This window comes from Nocardia sp. NPDC056100, assembly GCF_042266325.1.
Classification (GTDB): domain Bacteria; phylum Actinomycetota; class Actinomycetes; order Mycobacteriales; family Mycobacteriaceae; genus Nocardia.
Genome location: NZ_JBHJVY010000003.1, coordinates 174,959 through 191,235 on the forward strand (window position 1 = coordinate 174,959; position 16,277 = coordinate 191,235).

The 16,277-nt window shown below is 66.2% G+C and carries 16 protein-coding genes, 1 tRNA gene and 1 pseudogene; 7 read left to right on the forward strand and 11 right to left on the reverse strand.

What is annotated here, in order from left to right; translation table 11 throughout:
- Positions 1-38: 38 nt before the first annotated feature.
- Positions 39-803, forward strand: a complete 765-nt coding sequence (locus tag ACFC0O_RS22985; protein ID WP_375961047.1) for a copper homeostasis protein CutC — start codon at positions 39-41, stop codon at positions 801-803.
- An 89-nt stretch (positions 804-892) separates the two neighbouring features.
- Entirely contained in the window at positions 893-1,771 is an 879-nt protein-coding gene (locus tag ACFC0O_RS22990) for a lytic polysaccharide monooxygenase (protein WP_375961049.1), read from the forward strand.
- A gap of 509 nt (positions 1,772-2,280) precedes the next feature.
- On the opposite strand, the pseudogene ACFC0O_RS22995 reads toward ACFC0O_RS22990, so the two are convergent.
- From ACFC0O_RS22995 to ACFC0O_RS23005, 3 genes and pseudogenes are all read right to left on the reverse strand, one after another.
- Positions 2,281-3,534: pseudogene (locus ACFC0O_RS22995) on the reverse strand (YibE/F family protein); the annotation flags it as partial.
- 466 nt (positions 3,535-4,000) lie between these two features.
- Positions 4,001-5,260 (reverse strand): pyridoxal phosphate-dependent aminotransferase, encoded by a 1,260-nt coding sequence (locus ACFC0O_RS23000; protein ID WP_364637896.1) that lies wholly within the window; start codon positions 5,258-5,260, stop codon positions 4,001-4,003.
- A gap of 28 nt (positions 5,261-5,288) precedes the next feature.
- On the reverse strand, positions 5,289-6,245 hold the full coding sequence (locus tag ACFC0O_RS23005; protein WP_375961051.1) for an XRE family transcriptional regulator: 957 nt from the start codon (positions 6,243-6,245) through the stop codon (positions 5,289-5,291).
- A gap of 633 nt (positions 6,246-6,878) precedes the next feature.
- Between ACFC0O_RS23005 and ACFC0O_RS23010 the strand changes: the two genes are divergently transcribed.
- On the forward strand, positions 6,879-7,328 hold the full coding sequence (locus ACFC0O_RS23010; RefSeq protein ID WP_375961053.1) for a hypothetical protein: 450 nt from the start codon (positions 6,879-6,881) through the stop codon (positions 7,326-7,328).
- 139 nt (positions 7,329-7,467) lie between these two features.
- Here ACFC0O_RS23010 and ACFC0O_RS23015 read toward each other — a convergent pair whose 3' ends face one another.
- The 3 genes from ACFC0O_RS23015 to ctaD form a co-directional block, all read right to left on the reverse strand.
- Positions 7,468-8,844 (reverse strand): Hsp70 family protein, encoded by a 1,377-nt coding sequence (locus ACFC0O_RS23015; RefSeq protein WP_375961055.1) that lies wholly within the window; start codon positions 8,842-8,844, stop codon positions 7,468-7,470.
- A gap of 106 nt (positions 8,845-8,950) precedes the next feature.
- Positions 8,951-9,520 carry a dCTP deaminase gene (gene dcd / locus ACFC0O_RS23020; RefSeq protein WP_364636336.1) on the reverse strand — a complete coding sequence of 190 codons (570 nt, stop codon included), beginning with the start codon at positions 9,518-9,520 and terminating at the stop codon, positions 8,951-8,953.
- A gap of 9 nt (positions 9,521-9,529) precedes the next feature.
- Positions 9,530-11,293, reverse strand: a complete 1,764-nt coding sequence (gene ctaD, locus ACFC0O_RS23025) for a cytochrome c oxidase subunit I (protein ID WP_375961057.1) — start codon at positions 11,291-11,293, stop codon at positions 9,530-9,532.
- Between the two features lie 234 nt (positions 11,294-11,527).
- Between ctaD and ACFC0O_RS23030 the strand changes: the two genes are divergently transcribed.
- A tRNA-Gly gene (locus tag ACFC0O_RS23030) sits at positions 11,528-11,598 on the forward strand.
- A gap of 63 nt (positions 11,599-11,661) precedes the next feature.
- Positions 11,662-12,153, forward strand: a complete 492-nt coding sequence (locus ACFC0O_RS23035; RefSeq protein ID WP_375961059.1) for an NUDIX hydrolase — start codon at positions 11,662-11,664, stop codon at positions 12,151-12,153.
- A gap of 20 nt (positions 12,154-12,173) precedes the next feature.
- Here ACFC0O_RS23035 and ACFC0O_RS23040 read toward each other — a convergent pair whose 3' ends face one another.
- The 4 genes from ACFC0O_RS23040 to ACFC0O_RS23055 all read right to left on the reverse strand — a co-directional run bounded on the left by ACFC0O_RS23040 (position 12,174) and on the right by ACFC0O_RS23055 (position 13,611).
- Entirely contained in the window at positions 12,174-12,620 is a 447-nt protein-coding gene (locus tag ACFC0O_RS23040) for a hypothetical protein (RefSeq protein ID WP_375961061.1), read from the reverse strand.
- A gap of 104 nt (positions 12,621-12,724) precedes the next feature.
- Complete coding sequence (locus tag ACFC0O_RS23045) at positions 12,725-13,054, reverse strand: hypothetical protein (protein WP_364636348.1); 330 nt, start codon at positions 13,052-13,054, stop codon at positions 12,725-12,727.
- 49 nt (positions 13,055-13,103) lie between these two features.
- A complete protein-coding gene (locus ACFC0O_RS23050; protein ID WP_364636351.1) occupies positions 13,104-13,400 on the reverse strand; it encodes a hypothetical protein in 297 nt (98 codons plus the stop codon).
- On the reverse strand, positions 13,387-13,611 hold the full coding sequence (locus ACFC0O_RS23055; protein ID WP_375961063.1) for a hypothetical protein: 225 nt from the start codon (positions 13,609-13,611) through the stop codon (positions 13,387-13,389). The genes ACFC0O_RS23050 and ACFC0O_RS23055 overlap by 14 nt, the downstream gene beginning before the upstream one ends.
- 96 nt (positions 13,612-13,707) lie before the next feature.
- On the opposite strand from ACFC0O_RS23055, the gene ACFC0O_RS23060 reads away from it, so the two are divergent.
- Together ACFC0O_RS23060 and ACFC0O_RS23065 are read left to right on the forward strand one after the other, a co-directional pair.
- Entirely contained in the window at positions 13,708-14,487 is a 780-nt protein-coding gene (locus ACFC0O_RS23060; protein ID WP_375961065.1) for an alpha/beta fold hydrolase, read from the forward strand.
- Positions 14,488-14,514: 27 nt separating this feature from the next.
- Entirely contained in the window at positions 14,515-15,273 is a 759-nt protein-coding gene (locus tag ACFC0O_RS23065) for a crotonase/enoyl-CoA hydratase family protein (RefSeq protein ID WP_375961067.1), read from the forward strand.
- 4 nt (positions 15,274-15,277) lie between these two features.
- On the opposite strand, the gene ACFC0O_RS23070 is transcribed toward ACFC0O_RS23065, so the two are convergent.
- A complete protein-coding gene (locus ACFC0O_RS23070) occupies positions 15,278-16,201 on the reverse strand; it encodes an NAD-dependent epimerase/dehydratase family protein (RefSeq protein WP_375961069.1) in 924 nt (307 codons plus the stop codon).
- Positions 16,202-16,277 lie beyond the last annotated feature (76 nt).

A 16,277-nucleotide genomic window follows, 5' to 3' on the forward strand; every position in this document is an offset into this window, starting at 1 on the left:
GCAAACATTGTCGGTGATCTTCGACCATAATTCGAGGTATGACGGATGCGGGAGCGGTTCGGGTCGAGATCGGAGTCGAGTCGCTCGAGGGGGTTCGGATCGCGGATGCGGCGGGGGCCACTCGGGTGGAATTGTGTACCGGGCTGTCGGTCGGCGGGCTGACACCGAATATCGCGCTCATCGAAGCGGCCGTGGCGGCGGCCTCGAAGGTGCAGGTGCATGTGCTCATTCGGCCGCGCCCCGGTGATTTCCGGTATTCCGCCGATGAGGTGGCGCTGATGCGCGCCGATGTGGAGCGGGTGCGGAGCGCGGGTGCGCACGGGGTCGTGATCGGCGTGCTGGACGAGCTCGGCCATGTGGCCGCGGCTCCCAATGCCGAATTGATCGCGGCCGCGGAGGGTATGGAGGTGACCTGTCATCGGGCCTTCGATGTGTGCGCGGATCCCTATGACGGGTTCGATCAATTGCTGGAACTGGGGTTCACCAGATTGCTCACCTCGGGACGGCAGGAGTCGGTGCTCGACGGCGCCGCGCTGATCACGCGGCTGGTCACCCTGGCGGACGGGCGAATTCAGGTGATGGCCTGCGGCGGCCTGCGCGCCGACAACGCGCGACGCGTGATCGAATTGACGGGGGTGCGGGATCTGCACGCGGCGGTGCGCGTTCCGGTGCCCGCGCTGACGCGGCCGGAGGGCACCGACGTCTCCTTCGCCGAGATCGGCGCGCCCAGCGGGTACGACCATTTCGTCACCGATGCCGATGGCGTCGCCGCGCTCTGCGAGGCGGCGCGACTTTCGGTTTAGGAATTCATCCGATCTGGATAATGAGTTTGCTGGAGCACAGTTGAAGTTTGCTGTGCTCCATTATTTTTGACTTTCTCGAGCTAGATCGCTTGACCAAAACGTTGCTGCCACATATCTTTCAGAGCACGACAAGACTGTCCATTGTCGCGGCCTCGATCGGCCTCACACCTTTTCTGGTGGCGATCCTGCCCGCGGCGGTGGCCAACGCACACGGCTATGTCTCATCCCCGCTGAGCAGACAGGCGCAGTGCGCCAAGAGCATCGTGTCCTGCGGGGATATCAAGTACGAGCCGCAGAGCGTGGAAGGTGTGAAGGGCCTGCGCAATTGCAGCGCCAATATCTCCCGGTTCGCCGAACTCGACGATGACAGCAAACCCTGGCAGGTGCAATCCGTGGGCAGCACAGCCACTTTCACCTGGACCTTCACCGCCCTGCATCGAACCCTGAACTGGGAGTACTACATCGGCGGCACCCGGGTCAGCCTGGTCGACGGCAACAATCAGCCCCCGCCGTCCGGCGGCGTCACCCACACCATCGACCTGAGCGGCTACAGCGGCAGGCAGAAACTCCTGGCCATCTGGAATATCGGCGATACCGCCAACGCCTTCTACTCCTGCCTCGACCTGCAGATCGGCGGCGGCGGAACACCCACCACCACACCGTCTTCCACCACCGTGCCGCCGACGACCACCAAACCACCGGTCACCACCACGGCACCGCCCGCGACGACACCCCCGGCCACGACCACCACCAAGCCACCGGTCACCACGACGGTTCCGCCGACCACCACCCATCAGCACACCACCACCGATCAGCCCGCGGGCAATGCTTGGACCGTGGGCGCGCGCTACGAGATCGGCGATGTCGTCACCTATCAGGGCCGCCGCTACCGCTGCTTACAGGCGCACACCGTCTACGACCCGAACTGGATGCCCTCGGCGACACCCGCACTGTGGCAACGCCTCTGATCGGTCACCGACTCTCCGATCCGGTGCTCACACCGCGCCTTGACACCGAATCGGAGTAAGAGGGTGGCGCGCTCCGCCGAGCGCGTCACCCTCGCCCGTTCTCAAGGCTTGGAGTGACGGCCCCCGCGCGGCGGATTCTGCGGCTTCGAGGGCGGGCGCGGCAGTGACGGATCCGTATCCTCGTAGGGCGAATCCTGTTGTTCCGAAGCGGCTCTCAGCGACCAGGGAGCGGGCGGTTCGCCCTGCGGACGCACCGCGTTCTGCGGCCCCGATGCGGGCCAGGATTGCTGCGGCGCTTCCTGCCACGCGTCCTGCCAGGGCTGTTGCTGCTGTTGCGGCGGCGGTGCGTCCTGCCGCTGCGGTGGTGCGTCCTGCCTGCCCGGTGAGCTCACCGTCGGCGCTTGGCGCGGGCCGCGCGGCGGCGAGACCGGCTGTGCCGCATCACCTGTCGCGGTGGGGCGGGTTCCGGCGGGGCGGGCGGCGCGTTTGGCGGGGCGCGGGCGGTTGGCACCGGTTCGCACCGCCACCGGGGGCTTATGACCGAAGGGGCGGGCCAGGATGACCGCGATGGCGGTGGTCAGCGGTACCGAGAGGGCGAGGGCGATACCGCCGACCGCGGAGCGCGCGATCTCGATGCCGACCGCGTCACCGGTGAGCACATCGCGCATGGAGCGGCCCGCGACGCTGAACAGCAGCAGCAGCGGCAGCGCGCCACCGGCGTAGGCGAGCACCAGGGTGTAGACGGTACTGGCGATATGGTCCCGGCCGACCCGCATGGCGGCGGCGAAAATGCCTCGGCGGGAAGCCTTCTCGTCGAGGGCCGCCAGTTCGAAGGCGGCCGATGCCTGGGTGATGGTGACGTCGTTGAGCACACCGAGCGAGCCGATGATGAAGCCCGCCAACAGCAATCCGGTAATGCTCACGTGCTGGAGATAGGTCGCCACATTGGTGTTCTGTTCCTCGGACAGACCCGTCAGATGCGTCATCTTCAGTGCGACCCAGGACAATACGGCCGCCAGCACCATGGAGGTGAGCGTGCCGAGCAGCGCCGAGCTGGTGCGCAGATTCACCCCGTGCGCGAGGTACAGCACCGAGTACAGGATGAGCGAGCCCGCGACCAGCGCCACCGGAATGGCCGGTTTCCCGTCCAGCAGCGCGGGCAGCATGAAGCCCACCAGCACCACGAAGGCGAAGCCGAGCCCGATCAGCGCCCGCAGGCCGCGCCAGCGCGCCACCACGATGATCACCAGCGCGAAGGCTCCGACGATGAGGCTCAGCGGCAGTCCGCGCGCGTAATCGTCGAACGAGTACACGGTGGCCCCGTTGGTATCGCTCTGCCGCACGATGCGCAGGCTGTCGCCGACGCGCAGATCGGGTTGTCCGGGGCCGGGCGCGATCTCGAAGAGCGTCTTCTTACCCTTGTCCGCACCCGAGTCGATGGTGACGATGCTGCGCTGGCAGTTGTACGCATTGCTGCGCGGCGCCTGCGGCTTGTCCTCGAACGGCTTTCCCAGCGAAGGACTTCCGCACGGTCCGAGGTCCTGGCTGATCACCGTCCCAGCCTCGGTCACCAGTGCCCCGCCGCCGCCGTTCTGCATGGGCAGCGGAATGTCGACGTGCTGACTGCTGGGCCAGAGCCAGATCGCGCCGCCCACCACCAGCACCCCGATGAAGGTCAGCAATCCGATGACGACCCACTTGGCGGTGGCGCCGATGGCGATGGGTCCGGAGTGGTCATGGTGGTGGTGATGGTGATCGCTCACTCAGGGAGCCTAAACGAAAACCGTTCCCGAAGCTCTAACCGGAGAACCAACGGGACAACTGATCTCGTGAGGTGGGGGTAACTCCGGGGGTACCCCCGAAACGGGACCAAAATCCCTGGTTAGTCCGGTTGAAAAGTCTCCACGGCCTAAGTCCCGGCAGAAGTCACGGGGAGGCGGTGGAGAATTCCTGGAGGGGCGGCGGAGAGCAGGGGGATGTCTCCGCCGCCCGGGACGGCGGCCCAGGGGGGGTAGGCCGACCAATCCAGGGCCAGACGTCCCAGGGGGGGTAGGAGGTCTGGCCGGGCACCTGAGTGCCGAGTCCCACTGTACACAAAAGTCAGTTCTTTGCGCTAGCTAAGTCTCTAAAAACCGAACTTTTTCGTACTAGCGGTTTGTTTTTGGCTTTGTCGCAACCCCGACACTGGACAAACGCCCAGTTCACCGGACGTATGTCCCAATCCCCTACCTACTGACGGTAACTCGACAAAAAGTTGCCGAACCGCTCGATCGCCACCGACAGGTCCCGCGCCCACGGCAGCGTCACGATCCGGAGGTGGTCGTGGTGCGGCCAGTTGAACCCGGTCCCCTGCACCATGAGGATCTTCTCCTGCAGCAGCAGATCCAGCACCAGCTTCGAATCATCGTGGATCTCATGGACTTCCGGGTCCAGGCGCGGGAACGCGTACAGCGCGCCCTGCGGCTTCACGCACGAGACGCCCGGAATCGTATTGAGCTTCTCCCACGCCACATCACGCTGCTCGAGTAGTCGGCCGCCCGGCAGAATCAGATCCTCGATGCTCTGATGCCCGCCGAGCGCCACCTGAATGGCATGCTGCGCGGGCACATTCGGGCACAGCCGCGAGGATGCCAGCAGCGAGATGCCCTCCAGGAATCCCTCGGCGTGATCCTTCGGCCCGGTGATCACCAGCCAGCCGGAGCGATACCCCGCCACCCGGTACGCCTTGGACAGCCCGTTGAAGGTCAGGCACAGCAGATCCGGCGCGAGCGAGGCCAGCGAGATGTGCTTGGCATCGTCGTACAGGATCTTGTCGTAGATCTCATCGGCCAGCAGCAGCAGTTGATGCTTGCGCGCCAGATCCACGATCTGCTGCAGCACCTCCGCCGAGTACACCGCACCCGTCGGATTGTTCGGATTGATCACGACAATGGCCTTGGTCTTGTCGGTGATCTTGGATTCCATATCGGCGATATCCGGCTGCCAGCCATTGGACTCATCGCACAGGTAGTGCACCGGGGTGCCGCCCGCGAGGCTGGTCATGGCCGTCCACAGCGGATAGTCCGGCGCGGGCAGCAGCACCTCGTCGCCATTGTTCAACAGCGCCTGCATGGTGATGGTGATCAGCTCGGAGACGCCGTTGCCCAGGTAGACATCGTCCACATCGAACTTCGGGAAGCCCGGCACCACCTCGTACCGGGTCACGATGGCCCGGCGCGCGGGCAGGATGCCCTTGGACTCGGAATAGCCCTGCGCGTACGGCAGCGCGGCAATCATGTCGCGCATGATCACGTCCGGGGCGTCGAAACCGAACGGCGCGGGATTGCCGATATTGAGCTTGAGAATGCGGTGGCCCTCGGATTCCAGCCGCGCCGCGTGTGCGTGGACCGGTCCCCGGATCTCGTAGACCACGTTCTGGAGTTTGGTCGACTGCTCCAGGACGCGCGGGGACCGATGCGGTAGGTGACTGGAAGGACTCACCCGTCCAATGGTGCCATCCGCCCGCAACCAGCTTTTTTCACCGCACGGAATCGGGCGGCAACATGCTCTTGGCGGCGGTGGTGCCGCAGAACTCCTCGATCCGCTCATCCAATTGCCTGGCCTCGACGGCCTCGCGGAACCCGGGCCGGATCAGGCGCTGGCGCAGCCCGCCGAGCCGTTCCTCCAATTGCGCGATCCGCTTGTCCTCATCGAGTTGCAGCACCGGTTGCAGGGCTTCGGCGGCCCCGTCCAGGCTGCCGTTGATCAGGTGCGCGGCCGCGCTGTCCACCCGGGCGAGCGATTCCGCGCCGTACGAGCGCTGTTCGGTGGGCCCGTTCGAATACAGCTCGATGGCGCGCCGGGTCGCCTCCAGCGCGGGTTCGGCCTGACCGAGATGGATATAGGTCGCGCCCGCGTAGTACTGCGCCTTGGGCTGATTGAAACCGAAGACGCCGCCGACCTCGTCGTGCAGCGTATCGCTGGAATTTCCGTCGCGGGCGTCGTCGGCGGCGTGGATGCAGCGCTCGGTATCGGCCGGTGCGCCCAGGCGGGACCAGATGCGCGCCTCGATATTGTGCAGCCGCACCTGCGAGGTCGCGGACTCCGCGTACTGCTGCCCGCTCTGCGCCAGCAGCACCGCGCGGCGCGGACGGTCCGACCAGTATTCGATCAGCGCCTGCATACCGCGTGTCCAGGCCCGTAAACCGTTGTGGCCGCACAACTCCGCGTAAGCCCAAGCGGCCCTTGCCTGTTCGCCCGCGGCGTCGACGTAGCCGAGATCGGTGCTGGCATTGGCCAACAATCCGGACAAAGTCCCCGCGAGCAGGTAGAGGTGACCGGTATCGGCCGGGCGCTGATGCCCCTCCAGCAGGCGGTAGACGCGGCGGCGCACCCGCAGCATCTCCACCATCATGGGCACCGGCGGGACGTGCACGTAATCATTGGCGATTCGCGTGACATCGGCATCGAGCTGCTCCAATGTGGTGGCACCCACATTGGAACTCTCCGCCCTCCCGGCGTGCTCGCTTGCTTCATGGGCAGCCGCCATGATCAGATCCCTCTCCGAAATAGCCGCTAACGCATCGCCCCTCATCGCACCCGTATCGACGAGTGCCAGCAGTTCCGCGTCGCTGGAATAACTGGCCTGCGCCGGAACATCCTGGCGCGCATCGAAACCCGGTACGGGGCGGTCGATCAGTGGCTGGTCGATCAAAGCCGCGAACCGGGCCCGCACAATATCGTCGGACCTGGCGAGAGAGGTATCGAGAGCGGCCTGATTGACGGGGCGGGGGTGGACGCGATCGCCACCGGCCTCCCACTTAGAAACCAGACGTTCGTGAACGCCCAAATGCGCCGCGAACTCCCGGATACTCATCCGTTTGGCATCGCGGAGGGCACGGGCCTCTTTACCTGACCACTGCCGGACCACGACGTCATCCTTCCGAACGAACTCCGATGTCCAGGGTACGAGCGCATCGTGACCACGGCCACAGCCGAAACATAGCTGGTATGACCAAATTACGCGCGAGTAGCAGTGGCAGTGCTTGGGCAGCGCAAGGAGGGCATGCGGGCGTTACCGCGCGGGCCGCCCGGCCGCACCCTGGAATCGGGAGGCAGGAGTCGGGTCGTGAATACGGACAAGCTGCGCACGGTGCAGGACTGGGTGTCCTTCTACCGGCACGAATTCGGGCTACCGGTAGCCGAACGCGGCGGCTTCGTCATGCTCCCGGTCACCGCCAAGGTCGGCGTGTTGCATTTACCCGTGGCGCGCGCCGAAATGGTCCGCGCCGCACTGCGACAGCAGCGGCGCACCGGTCCCATGCTGGCACGGCAGATTCGCTGGAGCTTCCTCGTCGAACCCGATTCCCGTCCGGGCGAACAGATCCTGACCGCGCTCAATCGAATGGACATCGGCATACCCGCCATCGGCAGCGCCGTCATGCTGCCCACCGGTCTCGGCCGCTGGACGCGCGAGGGCTGTCACTGGGTGGTGCCGCCCGCCCGCGAACTCCAACTCCCACCCCTGTCGCTGCTCGTCACGACGGCGCTGGCGGTGGGGAATATGAGCGAGGACTGAACGCAGCCGGCCCTCGCATCCGGCGCGAATCGCGCCGGGCCCACCGGATCCGCCCCACTTCCGGCAGTCGACGGGGCGGATCCGGCGGGTGGGAGCGCGCCGCCAGTGGCAGCGGAATGGCTGTGCAACGCCGAACGATTCAGCCGCCGGGCGGCGGAAACAGCGGCGGGAGTGTGGGAACGATCACCGGCGGCAGACCCGGAATGATCGTGATGGTGTTCGGGCCCGGCGGCGGCGGGGCCTCGGTGGTGGTGGTCGTCTCCCGGCGCGGCGGCGGCGCGGCCAGCGACTCATTGGTGGCATCGGTGGTGGTGGGCACCACCGTGGTGGTCTCGGTCGCCGGTTTCGTGGTGGTCGGCACCGCCGACGTGGTCCCGGCATCCGAACTCTGCGAATCGTGTTCCAGCACTTGCGGACCCCAGCCCAGCGAGACGCCGATCGCGGCGACCACGACCAGTGCGCCCACCGCCACCCCGGCGATGCTCACCTCGCGGCGGCGGCTGAACTTCTCCGCACCGGCACTCGATAGCAGCGGCGGCACCGATTCATGCTGCGGCGGAAGCGAATTCTCAAACGCGCTGGTGAACGGCGCGGGCGCGGGCCGCTGCCGCACCGGGCGGGCCAGAATCGCCGCACCCCGGGTGGCGACCGTCTCCGGATTGGCGGGCACCAGCACCGGCACCCCCAGCCAGCGCCGCAAAACTCTTGCCACCAGCGGAATCTGGGCGCAGCCGCCGATCAGCGCGACCGCCTGCACCGGCTGCTCGGATCTCAGGATCACATCGCGCGCCATGCGCGCCGACGATTCCACCGCCAGCATGATCAGCGCTTCGAAGTTCTCCTGCGACAGCAGTACCAGGCCCTCGGTGGACGGCAGCGCGACCGCGCTGTTCTCCGACAGCTGTTCCTTCGCGGTGCGGCACAGCGCGTCCAATGCGGCCAGACCGGCCGCGTCCGGCGGATGCGCGATGCGCCCGGAGGCGATCTGCTGTTCGCGGATCAGGGAATCCAGGTAATCACCGCTGATATCGCTGGTGCGCTCGCTGTAACTCACCTGACGCGTGCCGGTGTCGACCACCGTCACCGAAAGTCCGGACGCGCCCAGATCGTAGAGCGCGACGGTGCTGAAACCCTGCAGCTCACCGGAGAATTCGAGGAATTCCAGCGCCGCGGCCACATCGGGCACGAGTTCGTAATCGGTGAACTGACGGCGAGCCAGCTCGGCGCGAATCGCGCGGGCGTGCTGTTCGTCCCGGAAAGCGATGGCGGTGGCGGTAATCCGCTGATCGGCGCTCAGTATCGCGCCGATGGCGTCCGCGGCCAGCTCCTCGACCCGGCGATCGTCCACCGGAACGGTCTGCACATCGAACGCGTCGGCGGCCTGTGGCTGGACGGTTCCGCGCCGGGCGGAATTCCCCGCGAGCGGGCGTGCGACGCGAACCGCGCCCGCCCCCACGGAAACTCCCAGTACCGAACTCATTCGCTGCCCATTCGTTGCCACACTGACCACGCTCACGCACTGATGATGTGCGTGCGGTGCATATTACGGTCGGGTCACTTTACCTGTCGCCGCCACCTTACGACGCCCGAAGCCGTACGTACACCCGCAGAGCTCAGTTGCCTTATGGCGTTTGGAAGTTCAGGTAGGCACGCGACGGGGTCGGACCGCGCTGACCCTGATATTTCGAGCCGACGGCGGCACTGCCGTACGGATTCTCGGCGGGTGAACTCAATCGGAACAGGCAGAGCTGACCGATTTTCATACCCGGCCACAAGGTGATCGGGAGGTTCGCCACATTCGACAGTTCCAGGGTGATGTGCCCGCTGAAACCCGGATCGATGAAGCCCGCGGTGGAGTGGGTGAGCAGGCCGAGCCGGCCCAGGCTCGACTTGCCCTCCAGACGGCCCGCGAGATCGTCCGGCAGGCTGCACACCTCGAGGGTGGAGCCCAGCACGAACTCACCCGGATGCAGCACGAACGGCTCATTGGCGGCGGGTTCCACCAGCGAGGTCAGCTCGTCCTGCTGTTGCGCGGGATCGATATGGGTGTAGCGGGTGTTGTTGAACACCCGGAAGAGGCCGTCCAGCCGCACATCGATACTCGACGGCTGCACCAGCTTCTCGTCGAACGGGTCGAGCCCGAGACGCCCTTCGGCGATCTCCTTACGGATGTCGCGATCGGAAAGCAGCACGCCAAGAGACTAGTTGTCGCTGTCCTTCACCTCGTCCGTCGGGGTCTCGGCGAGTTCGACGACGTGCTGCCGGGTGGGTAGCGGCCAGCTCGAATGCGCCTCGGCGCGCATGCGCTCGACCATATGTGGATAGTGCAGTTCGAAGGCCGGGCGCTCGGAGCGGATGCGCGGTAGTTCGTAGAAGTTGTGCCGGGGCGGCGGGCAGGTGGTGGCCCATTCCAGGGAATTGCCGTAGCCCCACGGATCGTCCACGGTGGCGACTTCGCCGAAGCGGTAGCTCTTGAAGACATTCCAGACGAACGTGATCATCGACAGCCCGAGCACGAACGAGCCGATGGTCGAGATGGTGTTCAGCGTGGTGAAGCCATCGCTCGGCAGATAGTCGGCGTACCGGCGCGGCATACCCTCGTTGCCCAGCCAGTGCTGCACCAGGAAGGTGGTGTGGAAGCCGATGAACGTGGTCCAGAAATGCAGTTTGCCCAGGCGTTCGTCCATCATGCGGCCGGTCATCTTCGGGAACCAGAAGTAGATGCCCGCGAAAGTGGCGAACACGATGGTGCCGAACAAGACGTAATGGAAGTGCGCCACAACGAAATACGAGTCCGAGACATGGAAGTCCAGCGGCGGCGCGGCCAGCACCACACCCGACAGACCGCCGAACAGGAATGTCACCAGGAATCCGATGGACCACAGCATGGGCGTCTCGAACGTCAACTGCCCGCGCCACATGGTGAATATCCAGTTGAAGAACTTCACGCCGGTGGGCACCGCGATCAGGAATGTCATGGCCGAGAAGAACGGCAGCAGCACCGATCCGGTCGCGTACATGTGATGCGCCCACACCGCCACCGACAGCGCCGCGATGGACAGCGTCGCGTAAACCAGTGTGGTGTAACCGAACAGCGGTTTACGACTGAACACCGGGAAGATCTCGGTGACTATGCCGAAGAACGGCAGCGCGATGATGTACACCTCGGGATGCCCGAAGAACCAGAACAGGTGCTGCCACAGAATCGCGCCGCCATTGGCCGGATCGTAGATGTGCGCACCCAGGTGCCGGTCCACCTCCAGCGCCATCAGCGCCGCGGTGAGGATCGGAAAGGCAAGCAGCACAAGCACACTCGTCACCAGGATATTCCAGGTGAAAATGGGCATGCGGAACATGGTCATACCCGGGCAGCGCAGGCAGACCACCGTGGTGACCATATTGACGCCGCCCAGAATGGTGCCGACGCCCGAGACCGCCAGCCCCATGATCCACAGGTCAGCGCCGACGCCCGGCGCGTGCACGATGTCCGAGAGCGGCGTGTACGCCGTCCAGCCGAAGTCCGCGGCACCGCCGGGAGTGACGAAACCGGCGGTCGCCATGGTCGCGCCGAACAGGTACAGCCAGTAGCTGAGCGCGTTCAGACGCGGGAACGCCACATCGGGGGCCCCGATCTGCAGCGGCAGCACCGCGTTCGCGAACCCGAACACGATCGGGGTCGCATAGAACAGCAGCATGATGGTGCCGTGCATGGTGAACAGCTGATTGAACTGTTCCGGCGAGAGGAATTGCAGCCCCGGCCGCGCCAGCTCCGCCCGCATGAGCAGCGCCATCACGCCCGCGATCAGGAAGAACGACATGGCCGAGAACAGATAGAGAATCCCGAGCACCTTGGGATCGGTGGTCGTGATCGCTTTCCAGAGGAAGGATCCCTTGGGCTCGCGCCGCCGGGTGGAAGGCCGCACGGCCTCCAGTTGCGGTATATCCCGCGATGGCACCGTGGTCATACGTCACCCCCATGGGAGCACGGACGCACGCGCCAGCAAACGTTCAGCGCAACCCAAAGTCACTGTGGTGGACAGGCTTTCGACCCTGCGCCACAGTCTACGACCGCCCCCGTACAAAACCCCCCGGTTCGCGCAAAACGATCACCCACCCCGGCGCGCCGCCCCCGGACACGGCCCCGACTCCCAGGGTTGGCTGTGGCCGGGAGGGGTCTGATAGAGTCGCGAAAGCATCATGCCGATGTAGTTCAATGGTAGAACTCCTGCTTCCCAAGCAGGTAGCGCGGGTTCGATTCCCGTCATCGGCTCAAACGAAGATCCTCCGCCGAAATCCTTTGGCGGGGGATCTTTTTCATTCCTAGGATCTGATCATGGGAATCAAACGGGCCACCGCGCGAGTCATCCTGCTCGATCCCGACGACCGGGTGCTGCTGTTCCGCTTCGCCCCACCCGAACCTTTCGAGGAGAAGGTCGGCTGGCTCACCCCCGGCGGCGGCCTCGACCCGGGCGAATCACTCCCCGACGGCGCGATCCGCGAACTCTTCGAGGAAACCGGCCAGCGCATCGACCCCACCCGCCTGAGCCCGGTGGTAGCCGTCTCCTCCGGCCAGTGGACCTCCTCCGAAGGCATCCTTTACGACGCCACCGACTCCTATTTCCTGCTCCGCACCACCTCCACCGACGTGGACATCTCCGGCCACCAGGAAGTCGAGCGCAACGCGCTGTCCGGTCACCGCTGGTGGCCGCTGGCCGAACTGGAGCGGACACCGGACCGAGTGTTCCCACTCGGCCTGGCTGCCCTGCTCAGTCGCCTGCTGGCCGGAGACGTGCCCGCCGAACCCGTCGAACTGCCCTGGCGCTGAGGGTCATTCGCGGCTGACGACTACTTCACGCATTCGGTGGTGATGCGTTTTACGGCGGTGCCGGCCTTGCGGAAGTCCTCGGAGGTGAGGTTGAGGGTGGCGGGGTTGTTGTAGCCGTGGTCGATGAGTTTTTGGATGCCGCTGTCGGAGAGGCCGGTGTCGATGTAGATGCCGGCTACGCAGTCGGCGGTCTTGGCGTCCAGGCCGCCCTTGTCCTGCAGGGACTTCGAGATCTGCGCGGCGGTGAGGGTGGAGCCGCCGGGGGTGGCCGCGCCGGAGGTGGTGGGTGCGCCCGATTTGGCGGGCGAGGTGGTGGTGGTGCTGCCGCCGGGGGTCGCGGTGGTGGTGACCGCGGCGGCGGGGGCGGAGCTGGCCGTGACCAGGTTGGCGGGGGTGCTGTCGTTGGTGCTGCACGCGGCGAGCAGAGGCAGCGCGAGCAGCGCTGCCGCGATTACGGATTTCCTCATCGCATTCCTCGATCTCTCGGGCGGCGGGGGGTTCGCCGTCACCCGAGAGTGCGCGCAGGTACTTACGATCGGCTAGCGAAACGCCAAAAACGCAGGTGCGGAGACTAGTTGCCCTTCAGGCACTCGCTCACGATCTTATTGGTGGCCGAGCGGGCCTTATCCGCGTCCGCGGTGGACATGCCGAGCGATTCCGGATCGGTGCCGGTGGCGCTCTTATTGTCACTCTTGATCATGAGACGCAGGCCGTCCTGTGAAATCCCCTCGTTCACAAAGAGTTTCGCCGCGCAGTCGGCCAGCTTGGCATCCTTGAGGCCGCCGTTCTGCAGCGACTTGGAGATGTCGTCCTGGGAGACGGCCGCAGGCTTGTCATCACTACCGCAGCCCGCCAGCAGCGGCAGTGCCACGAGCGCGGCGGCGATCAGGGAAATCCGCACGGGTTCCTCACTTCTCACGAATCAATGTGGTTGGGCCGCAGGAACGATCTCACAGATCCATGGCGGCGCGCAGCGCTGTGTCGATTCGCTCGGCGGTCTCGGTGTCCACGGCATCGACGCGTTCCTCGAGCCAGCCCCGATAGATACGACCGAGATTGCCCGCGTGCACCCAGCCGTACCCGGGAATCGGCACCGCGAGAATATCGCGCGGATCCTCATCCATCACCTCGGCGGCGATCAGCCACGGCCGCGGCGACTCATTGATGCCGTCGCTGCTGATCAGCAGGATATTGCGAACTCGTTCGGAACCGTGCGGGTGATAAACCCAGAGTTCACCCCTGCGCACGCAACTCCTTCTCGGCGGCGGCCAATTCCGCTTCGTCGCCGACGGCCTGCTGCACCGGATCGAAACCGGGACCGCAGCCGGTGCGCACGGCCTCCCGGCGCGCGGCGCGCGATATCCATGCGGAGGGCGATATACCCGCGCGGGCCGCGGCCTGCTCGGCATACGCCCAGGACGCCTCATCGAGTGAGAGGGTCACCTTACGGGTTGCCATACCTTTTATCGTACCGCCGCCCGACCGGGAAGGAAGGGCTGTTCGAGGGCCGAAAAGCTCAATTGGCACGCGGCCAACGACTGTTAGGGTCGATGCATGGCCAAGCTGAATCACCATCGCGCGGGCACCGGCGACCCACTGGTCCTCGTGCACGGCGTCGGCAGTCGCTGGCAGGTGTGGGAACCGATCATCGACACCCTCGCCGCCTCCTTCGATGTGATCGCGGTGGATCTACCCGGATTCGGCGGCAGCGAACCGCTCACGGACACCACGGTGTCCACCCTGGCCGACGCCCTGGTCGAATTCCTCACCGTCGAAGGTATCGAAAACCCGCATCTGGCAGGCAATTCCATGGGCGGCGGCATCATCCTCGACCTGGCCGCGCGCGGGCTGGCGCGTTCGGTCACCGCCTACTCCCCCATCGGATTCTGGGACACCCCCGGCCGCATCTGGTGCCAGCAGGCGCTCGGCCGCGCCAAACAACTCACCAAAGTGCTGCATCCGGCGGTCCCGGCGCTGCTCGGCAATGCCGCGGGCCGCACCACCTTCCTGAGCCTGGTGTTCGGCAAGTCATGGGCGCTGGACCCGGCGATCGCCGTCGACACCGTCGAGGGCCTGCTCGGCGCGGGCGGCTTCGACGCCGCACTGGCCTCGTTCACCGACTTCCGGCTGCCCGACCGCACCCGGCTGGACAGCATCCCGGTCACCATCGCCTGGGGCAATCGTGACATTCTGCTCACGTACGCCACCCAGGCCCGGCGCGCCCGCGAGGCACTGCCGGGCGCGCGGCATGTCACGCTGCACGGCAGCGGGCATACCCCGTTCTACGACGATCCGGCGGGCTGCGCCCGGCTGCTGCTGGATCAGCTGGACTGACACCCGAGCAGCCGAAGAGGAAAGACCATGAGCAACAACGTCTCCCTGCGTTTCGAAGGCGACCGCGCCTACGTCGCCCTGGACCGGCCGGACAAGCACAATGGCCTCACCATCGATATGCTCCGCGAACTCGCCCGCGTCGCGCGGACCATCGGGGGCCGCAAGGATATTCGCGCGGTCATCCTCTCCGGCAACGGCCCGAGCTTCTCCTCGGGCCTGGACGTCGCCAAGGCCATGAGCAATCCGCTGGACGTGGTGCGCTCGTTCGTACCGCTGCCGTGGACCGGCACCAATGACTTCCAGGAAGCCTGCTGGGCCTGGCGACGCCTGCCGCAGCCGGTCATCGCCGTCGTGCACGGCCGCTGCTACGGCGGCGGCTTGCAGATCGCGCTGGCGGCCGACTTCCGTTTCGTCACACCGGATTCCGAGTTCTCGGTGATGGAGGCCAAGCACGGCCTGATCCCGGATATGACCGGTGCGGCCACCCTGTCCCGCCTGATCGGCATCGATCAGGCACTGCTGCTCACCATGACCGCCGATCCGGTCGACGCCGCCTACGCCGAACGCATCGGCCTGGTCACCGAGGTGAGCGCCGATCCGCTGGCCGCCGCCGAGAAGCTCGCCGACCGCATCGCCACCCGCTCCCCGCATGCCGTCGCGAGCGCCAAGAAGCTGTTCGACCGCAGCTGGCAGTCCTCGGTGCGGCGCACCCTGGCCATCGAACGCGCCACCCAGCTGCCGCTGATCATCCGCCAGGCCCTCGGCAAGGGCGGTAAGCCCGAATAGCGACTCACGCGGCGATCGGCAGGGTGATCGTTTCGGCGATCACCGCCTCGATCGGGGTGACGGTGAGACCCAGCGCGCGCTCCGTCACCGTCGCGTCCAGTACGTCGGGATGTTGGAGGGCGTAATACATTTCGATCATCTCGGCGATGACCGGATTCTCCAGCCCGGCCCAGGCCAGCTCGTGCCGGGTCATCGGCACGAAGACCGGGGCCGATACCCCCGCAGCCGCGGCGATCCGAGTGGTCAACTCGCGCACCGAGATCCGGTTGGACGGCACATGCCAGGCTCGGCCCCAGGCGATCTCGGAGCGGGCGGCCGCCGCCAGGGTCCGGGCCACATCGCCGATATACGACCAGGATTTCTCGACATCGAGATCACCCGGATACGAAACCGGTTCCCCGGCAAGCAGTTTCGGCACGACGAACATGTTGTACACCGAGGAGGCGGCCTCGCGCCCCAGGAACGCGGACGCCCGCACCTCGGTCACTCGCGCCCGGCCCGCCTCGTGCGCGGCCAGTGCGTCCAGCCACATCCGCGCTCGCACAGCGCCTTTCACCGCGATCGGAGCCATCGGCAGATCCTCGGTGAACGCGCCGTCCACCCGCCCGTAGCCGTAGGTATTGCTCAGCGAGACGTATCCCGCGCCGGTCCGCTCGGCCGCGGTCAGCAGCGCCGCACCGATCGGCGGGAATTCGGCGGGCCAGCGATCGTAGGCGGGCCAGGTGGTGTTGATCAGACTCGCGGCCCCCGTGGCCAATTCGCTCATCCGGTCCGCGTCGGTGGTGTCTCCCACCGCCAATTCGATGCGCGGATGCGCCGGTCCGAGACCGCGGCGGCTCACCAGCCGGACCCGTTCCCCGGCCTCCGCGAGTTCGAGCGCGGTACGGCTTCCGGTACCCCCGGCACCGGCGACGACGTGCAGTGACATCGGAATTCCTCTCCCAGCGGCCGCCCGTGCGGCGGCCCGGAAACCACTCTGCCGAGCCGGATCCGGGTACGGTAGT

Coding starts and splice junctions, on each gene's coding strand:
- ACFC0O_RS23055 (WP_375961063.1), bottom strand. CDS start 13,611: ATGGCAACCCGTAAGGTGACCCTCTCACTCGATGAGGCGTCCTGGGCG.
- ACFC0O_RS23040 (WP_375961061.1), bottom strand. CDS start 12,620: ATGAGGAAATCCGTAATCGCGGCAGCGCTGCTCGCGCTGCCTCTGCTC.
- ACFC0O_RS23060 (WP_375961065.1), top strand. CDS start 13,708: ATGGCCAAGCTGAATCACCATCGCGCGGGCACCGGCGACCCACTGGTC.
- ACFC0O_RS22985 (WP_375961047.1), top strand. CDS start 39: ATGACGGATGCGGGAGCGGTTCGGGTCGAGATCGGAGTCGAGTCGCTC.
- ACFC0O_RS23035 (WP_375961059.1), top strand. CDS start 11,662: ATGGGAATCAAACGGGCCACCGCGCGAGTCATCCTGCTCGATCCCGAC.
- ACFC0O_RS23065 (WP_375961067.1), top strand. CDS start 14,515: ATGAGCAACAACGTCTCCCTGCGTTTCGAAGGCGACCGCGCCTACGTC.
- ACFC0O_RS23070 (WP_375961069.1), bottom strand. CDS start 16,201: ATGTCACTGCACGTCGTCGCCGGTGCCGGGGGTACCGGAAGCCGTACC.
- ctaD (WP_375961057.1), bottom strand. CDS start 11,293: ATGACCACGGTGCCATCGCGGGATATACCGCAACTGGAGGCCGTGCGG.